Source organism: Nostocoides sp. (assembly GCF_035343835.1).
In the GTDB taxonomy this organism is placed as follows: Bacteria; Actinomycetota; Actinomycetes; order Actinomycetales; family Dermatophilaceae; genus Nostocoides_A; species Nostocoides_A vanveenii.
This window is the reverse complement of sequence record NZ_DAOQZV010000162.1, coordinates 1-7459: the sequence shown is the minus strand read 5'-3', so window position 1 is coordinate 7459 and position 7459 is coordinate 1. Positions and strand designations below refer to the sequence as shown.

At 68.3% G+C, this 7459-nt stretch carries 4 protein-coding genes; all 4 read left to right on the top strand.

What is annotated here, in order from left to right:
* The first annotated feature begins 428 nt into the window (after positions 1–428).
* The 4 genes from PKH97_RS11525 (at position 429) to PKH97_RS11510 (ending at position 7332) form a co-directional block, all read left to right on the top strand.
* Complete coding sequence (locus tag PKH97_RS11525; RefSeq protein WP_324387590.1) at positions 429–2939, top strand: fibronectin type III domain-containing protein; 2511 nt, start codon at positions 429–431, stop codon at positions 2937–2939.
* Between the two features lie 188 nt (positions 2940–3127).
* On the top strand, positions 3128–4933 hold the full coding sequence (locus PKH97_RS11520) for a phosphoenolpyruvate carboxykinase (GTP) (protein WP_324387589.1): 1806 nt from the start codon (positions 3128–3130) through the stop codon (positions 4931–4933).
* A 156-nt stretch (positions 4934–5089) separates the two neighbouring features.
* The gene (locus tag PKH97_RS11515; protein ID WP_324387588.1) at positions 5090–5824 is read left to right on the top strand and encodes a response regulator transcription factor; all 735 of its coding nucleotides are present in this window, start codon (positions 5090–5092) and stop codon (positions 5822–5824) included.
* A 74-nt stretch (positions 5825–5898) separates the two neighbouring features.
* Positions 5899–7332, top strand: a complete 1434-nt coding sequence (locus PKH97_RS11510; protein WP_324387591.1) for an ATP-binding protein — start codon at positions 5899–5901, stop codon at positions 7330–7332.
* Positions 7333–7459 lie beyond the last annotated feature (127 nt).

The following is a 7459-nucleotide window of genomic DNA, read 5'->3' as shown; positions in this document are numbered from 1 at the left end:
CCCCCGATGGGGCCCACCTTCGGGCGCGCGCGAGAAATCGCAGCACAGAGACAGTGGAGGCCCCGGGGATGCCCGGGGCCTTTCGCTTTGGTGGGCCATTCGGTGGGCCATCTCCAGCCCGCACCAGGCCCGCTCGGGCCGTGCCATCGGGGTGGCATAACCGAGACCAGTGGGACCCACCCCTCGACCGAGCTCACTGCTACCGAACAGTCACCCGATAGGTAACAATCCGATAACAACGGCGCGTCCAGCTTGCCTCAGGTCATTCCCGCAGGTCACTGGCATGGCATAGCCTTCGCGCGGATCCCCGCACACGACCACCGCCGACCGTGCGCGACGGACACCACGACCGCCAGCCCCCCACTCGGCAATCGCGACCCTCGGCCACCGCCGACCGGTTGCGCCCCCGAGCGCCCCCCGGAGTCGCTATGCCCACGTCCTCGCACCGTCCGCACGCCCCCGAGGCGCTGAGCCACCAGGTCGTCCGCCGACCACGGGCTAGCCGTCCCCGCCGCGTCTGGTCGATCCTGGCCTTGCTGGCCGCTCTCCTGCTGCTGACCGGTGGGCCTAGCTCTGCCGCGTGGTCAGCCGACGACGGTCCCGTCGCGTCCACGCTAATCGACGCCCCGCCGACCGCACCGTCGAATCTCGCCGCCACGCCCGGCGCCTTCGGGGTGACACTGACGTGGACCGCGGCGATCGATGACGTGGGTGTGCACCACTATCTCGTCACGCTGGCGGGGCAGACCAAACTGCCCACGGGCACATCGACCTGGATCGGCGGCCTGTCCGCCACGACCACCTACACGGCGACCGTCACCGCGGTGGACACGGCCGGGAACCTCTCGCCCGCCGCCCCGGTCACCTTCACGACCCTCACGCCGAGTGAGACGCAGCCGCCGACCACGCCGACCGGATTGGCGGCGACACCCACCACGACGAGCGTGACCCTGACGTGGACAGCAAGCACCGACAATGTCAAGGTCGCCGGCTATGTCGTCACCGTCGGGTCCTTCACCCGGTCGGTGAGCGGCACCTCCGCGACCGTCACGGGTTTGACCCCCAAGACGGCCTATCTCGCCAAGGTGATCGCCAAGGACGCCGCCGGCAACACCTCCCCCGCCGCGCAGGTCCCCTTCACCACCCTCACCCCGGCCGACACCACGGCGCCGAGCGCGCCCACCGGGCTGGTCGCGACCCCCGGCACCGACCGCGTCGCCCTGACCTGGACCGCCAGCACCGACAACGTCGGCGTCACCGCCTACGTCGTCACCGTCGGCGGCACCTCCACGACCGTCACCACGACCACCGCAACCGTCACCGGGCTGAGCGCCAAGACGGCCTACACCGCCAGCGTCGTCGCCAAGGACGCCGCCGGCAACACCTCCCCCGCCGCGCAGGTCCCCTTCACCACCCTCACCCCGGCCGACACCACGGCGCCGAGCGCGCCCACCGGGCTGGTCGCGACCCCCGGCACCGACCGCGTCGCCCTGACCTGGACCGCCAGCACCGACAACGTCGGCGTCACGGCATACGTGGTCACCGTCGGTGCCACCTCGACCACTGTCACGACGCCGGCCGCCACCATCACCGGCCTGACCCCCAAGACCGCCTACACCGCGAGCGTCGTCGCCAAGGACGCCGCCGGCAACACCTCCCCCGCCGCGCAGGCCCCCTTCACCACCCTCGCGCTCCCCACCGGCCCGAGCCTGTATGTCAGCCCGGCCGGTCTGGACACCAATCCCGGCACCGCGACGGCACCCCTGAAGACCATTCAGGCGGCCGTGGACAAGGCCAAGCCCGGCACGGCGATCCGCCTCTACGCCGGGACTTATGACAGCGCCAAGACGATCCGTATCCGCAACTCCGGGACCATCGCTGCGCCCATCACCATCACCCCGGCCGGCAACGGCCCCGTGTTGGTCACCCATTCCGTGAACGTGATGTCCTGCACCAACAGTCGCCCCGCGCCGGATCGCACCTTCACCTTCCAGGACGGGGCCGACAACTGGGTGATCGAGGGGCTGAGCATCCACAACGGCATCTGGATCGCCGGCAAGCGCTCCAACAACGCCTACAACTGGCTAACGAACTATGTCAACGCCGGCAACTGGTCCGCGCGCCGCGCCGCTCCCGGCCACGGCGTCCAGGACGCCGCGGCCGCTCGCACCAACCTGGTGCCCTTCCTGCGGACCGTGACCGGGTATGCCGATCTCGACCCGGCCGAGAACATCACCATCCGCAACAACCTCCTCACCGGCCGCGGCATCTATGGCGCCCTGACCAGCTATGGCGTGATCACCGGTAACACCATCCGGGACATTCCTTGCGGCATCGGCCCGGGCATCTGGCTGATGACCTTCAGCAATGGTTGGGTGATCTCTCGCAATGACGTCTCGGACATCGCGATCTCGGCGGCCGCGCACTTCATGCAGGAAGGCATCCGCCTCGGCAGCGCCGCCGACTACAACGAGGTCACGGGCAACACCGTGCACGACCTGCCCGGCGACGGACGCGGCATCAACACCGACGTCGACGGCAGCTGGAACTACATCCACCACAACACCGTGACCAATGTCGCTATCGGCTACAACGACCAGATGTCCGGGTGGGGCAACCGCTGGGAGTACAACACCGTCTCCGGCTACCGCACCTACGGCTTCGGCTTCCGGCTCATGGACGCCTCACTGACGATGCCCTCCCTGGCCAGCAGCACCAAGGCCGCCATCGTGCGCTGCAATCGCACCATCGGTGCCGTCGGGAACGCCAAGGCTCTCGGTGTCGGCGGCATGATGGCGACCACCTTCTCCGGCAACGACATGCCTCGCATCTGGATCAGCAAGAACGCGAAGGTCTACTGGAGCGGCGTCGGCAACTCCTGGAACGGCAGCACCGCCTTGCCCCCGGAGTACCCCTCCTTCGTCAGCACCGGCTGCTGACCCGGGCGCTGATGATCCGGGCGCCGAAACGGCGCGGACGGGGCCTTACCGGAGGCGAGACAACGGCATACGGGCAGCTTGTGACCATTCCAACAGGCGGGTAACCGCTTTCATGGTCGGCCTGTCAAATTCCCGGCGTAGCGTTGAAGGACAGGGCCTTCGCGGGCCGCAGCGGATGGAGGACAGCGATGACAACTAGCGGGACCACCAATGCCGAGTTGCAGGCGTGGGTCGACGACGTGGCCGCGCTCACGACACCTGACCGGGTCGTCTGGGTAACCGGGACCGAGGAGGAGCGCGACGAACTCAACGCCGCCCTTGTCGCTTCCGGCACCTTCGTCAAACTCGACGAGGCCAAAAAGCCGAACTCCTACTGGGCCGCGAGCGACCCGAGCGATGTCGCCCGCGTCGAGGACCGGACCTTCATTGCTTCCGAGAAGCGAGAGGACGCCGGGCCGACCAACAACTGGATGGCGCCGGCCGAGCTCAAAGCGATCATGACCGACCTCTATCAGGGGTGCATGACCGGCCGCACCATGTATGTCATTCCCTTCGTCATGGGTCACCTCGAGGCGGACGTGCCGATGTACGGTGTCGAGATCACCGACTCGGCCTACGTCGTGGTGAGCATGCGGATCATGGCCCGCATCGGCACCCCGGTGCTGCGCGCCATGGAGGAGCAGCAGGCCGGCTTCGTCAAGGGCTTGCACTCGGTCGGCTACCCGCTGACCGACGGCAAGGCCGACGTGAAGTGGCCGTGCAGCGACACCAAGTACATCGCCCACTTCCCCGAGACCCGCGAAATCTGGTCCTACGGAAGCGGTTACGGCGGCAACGCCCTCCTGGGCAAGAAGTGCTACGCCCTGCGCATCGCCTCGGCGATGGCACGCGACGAGGGCTGGATGGCCGAGCACATGCTCATCCTCAAACTCACCTCGCCCGAAGGCCGCGACCACTACATCGCGGGTGCCTTCCCCAGCGCGTGCGGCAAGACCAATCTCGCCATGATCGACCCGACGCTGGCGGGCTGGAGCGCCGAGATGGTCGGCGACGACATCGCCTGGATGCGCTTCGGCAAGGACGGCCGCCTGTATGCCGTCAACCCCGAGTTCGGGCTCTTCGGCGTCGCGCCGGGCACCGGTGACAACACCAACCCCAACGCCATGCGGACGGTGGAGAGAGGCAACTCGATCTTCACCAATGTCGCCCTCACCGACGATGGCGATGTGTGGTGGGAGGGCATGACCCCCGACAAGCCGGAGCACTTGACCGACTGGAAGGGCCGCGACTGGACTCCGGAGAGCACCGAACTCTCCAGCCACCCCAACAGCCGGTTCTGCACCCCGGCGAAGCAGTGCCCGATGATGGCCGCCGAGTACGACGAGCCCAATGGCGTGCCGATCGACGCGATTCTCTTCGGCGGCCGCCGCAAGACGACCGTGCCGCTGGTCTACGAGACCCGCGACTGGAACCACGGCGTCTTCGTCGGCGCAACGCTCTCATCCGAGACCACCGCCGCCGCCACCGGCGCCGTCGGTGTGGTGCGCCGCGACCCGATGGCCATGCTGCCCTTCATCGGCTACAACGCCGGGGACTACATGGGCCACTGGCTCGAGATCGGCAAGCAGGCCGACGCCTCCAAGCTGCCGCGGATCTACCAGGTCAACTGGTTCCGCCGCGACAAGGAGGACGGCTCCTTCCTGTGGCCGGGCTTCGGCGACAACGCCCGCGTCCTGAAGTGGATCGTCGAGCGGCTCGACGGCACGGCCGAAGCGATCGACACCCCGGTCGGGCTCGTCCCGGCCCCCGAGGCGATCGACACCACGGGTCTCGACATGAGCGTCGAGCAGGTCGCCAAGGCGCTCGAGGTCGACCCCGCCGAGTGGCAGGCCGAGGTGGCGCTGATCGATGAGTGGTTCGCCAAGATCGGCGACACCCTCCCCTCGCAGCTCAAGGACGAGCTCGCGACGCTCAAGGCGCACCTGGACGCCTGAGTCTCCCCGCGGCATACGCGAATGGGGTGGCCCCGCCGAGAGAATCGGCGGGGCCACCCGACGTTTCGGACGCTACGGACGCGGCACAGAGGGCTCATAGACTTCTCACAGGATCGGCATGCCCAAGGCACAAGGAAGGCCGCTTTGATGAGACCTATGAACAGTGCGCCTTCTGCCTCGCCCAAGCTGCAGCGCCTCGACGGCACCCCGGTGCGCGTCCTTGTCGTCGACGACGAGAGCAATCTGACCGAGTTGCTCGCGATGGCCTTGCGGTATGAGGGGTGGGAGGTCCGCGCGGCCGGCACCGGCATCGAGGCGGTCAAAGCCGCCCGCGACTTCCAGCCCGACGCCGTTGTGCTGGACATGATGCTGCCGGACTTCGACGGCTTGGAGGTCCTGCGGCGGATGCGCGCCGACAACTCCAATGTGCCCGTTCTCTTTCTGACCGCCCGCGATGCGGTGGAGGATCGAGTGGCGGGACTGACCGCCGGCGGCGATGACTATGTGACCAAGCCGTTCAGCCTCGAGGAGGTCGTCGCCCGGTTGCGCGCGCTGATGCGGCGGACCGCTGTGGTGGCCGACGAGTCGTCCTCGATCCTGGTCGTCGGCGACCTGACGATGGACGAGGACAGCCACGAGGTGGCCCGCGCCGGCTCCCAGATCACATTGACCGCAACGGAATTCGAGCTCTTGCGCTACCTGATGCGCAACCCCAAGCGCGTGCTTTCCAAGGCCCAGATCCTCGACCGCGTCTGGAATTACGACTTCGGTGGCCAGGCCAATGTCGTCGAGCTCTACATCTCCTACCTGCGCAAGAAGGTCGACGCCGGCCGCACCCCGATGATCCACACCATGCGCGGCGTGGGTTACGTCCTCAAGCCTGCGGAGTAGCCCGTATGCCGTCCGCCCCTGCCCGCGTGCGGTCGCCTCGATCGTGGACTCTCCGGAGCAAGATCGTGGCGTCGATGATCGCGCTCTTCCTCACCATCAGCATCGGCACGGGAACCATGCTCGTGCTGGCCACGCGAAACTACCTCGGTCACCAACTCGACGACGACCTCCGTCAGGCGTCGGCCAGGCTCGACTCCGGGCCCGGACGCGGGCCCGGCGGGCTCGACCCGGACGGCGACCACCACGGACCGCTGACAGGCGCCGGCGGCACCGCCTTGCGGTTGGCCGTCAAGGACGGCGCCGTCGTGCGCGACTACCAGGGCTATCCGATCAACACGGTCCCCTCAGGTGACACGACAACCGCCCTTTCGAGCACCCAGATCACGCTGTTGACCGGGGCCGCCACCGGGAGCAAGCCCGTCACCGTGAATCTGGGCGACGGCCTCGGCTCCTACCGCGTGGTGACCGCCCAGCAGAGCGGCGCGACCGTCTACACGGGCTTGTCGACCTCGGGCATCACCCAGACCACCAACCAACTCCTTGGGCTCGTCATCGCCACCAGCCTTCTCGGCCTGGTGCTGGTCGGCACCGGCGGGACCTATGTGGTGCGGCGCAATCTCGAGCCTCTGTCGCGCGTTGCGGCAACTGCGCGACGCGTCTCTCATCTGTCACTGGACTCCGGTGATGTCGCTGTCGCAGAGCGGGTTTCGGCGCGGGACACGGACCCGAACACCGAGGTCGGCCAGGTCGGTCTTGCCCTGAACAGCATGCTCGACAATGTCGATGGCGCGCTGCGGGCGCGCCAGGAGTCGGAGACGCGCGTGCGCCAATTCGTCGCGGACGCCTCGCACGAGTTGCGCACCCCCCTCGCCTCCATCCGCGGGTATGCCGAGTTGTCGCGCAAGGAACCGCAGGCCGTCCCGGGGACGGTCACCCACGCACTCGGGCGGATCGAGTCCGAATCCTTGCGGATGCAGGGGCTCGTCGAGGACTTGCTGCTCCTCGCCCGCCTGGACGCGGGGCGTCCCCTCGATCACGACCCGGTCGACCTGACCCTCATGGCCATCGACGCGGTCAGCGACGCGCGCGCTGCCGCGCCCGGCCACATCTGGGAGTTGGACCTGCCGGACGAGCCCGTGGAGATCACCGGGGACGCCGCTCGCCTGCATCAGGTGCTCGCCAATCTGTTGGCGAACGCACGCACCCATACGCCCCCGGGGACGCGGGTGACGACGTTGATTCGTCCGGGATCGCCAGAGGACCCGGCGCGCTCCGATGTGATCACGCTGGCCGTTCGCGACGATGGCCCGGGAATCCCGCAAAGCTTGCAGCGCAACGTCTTTGAGCGCTTCACCCGAGGCGACGAGGCACGCAACCGCGCGTCCGGAAGCACCGGCCTCGGCCTGTCGATCGTGGCGGCGGTGACGAGCGCCCACGCCGGCCGAGTCGGTGTGCGGTCCCAACCGGGCGAGACAACCTTCCTGGTCGAGTTGCCCGTGGCCGGCTGAACGAACCGGGGGGCGCCGAGCGCTGGGAGCCCCAGTGCGCGCGCATTAACACCGTCCATGCGCGTTGGCGGACGAGCCCGTCCCAGCCCCGCGGCGAGCTTGCGGCCGGCCGATAGGTCCATCACAG

Excerpts from the sequence above, each read along its gene's own strand:
- PKH97_RS11525 (WP_324387590.1), top strand. The coding sequence starts at position 429 with ATGCCCACGTCCTCGCACCGTCCGCACGCCCCCGAGGCGCTGAGCCAC.
- PKH97_RS11520 (WP_324387589.1), top strand. The coding sequence starts at position 3,128 with ATGACAACTAGCGGGACCACCAATGCCGAGTTGCAGGCGTGGGTCGAC.
- PKH97_RS11515 (WP_324387588.1), top strand. The coding sequence starts at position 5,090 with ATGAACAGTGCGCCTTCTGCCTCGCCCAAGCTGCAGCGCCTCGACGGC.
- PKH97_RS11510 (WP_324387591.1), top strand. The coding sequence starts at position 5,899 with ATGATCGCGCTCTTCCTCACCATCAGCATCGGCACGGGAACCATGCTC.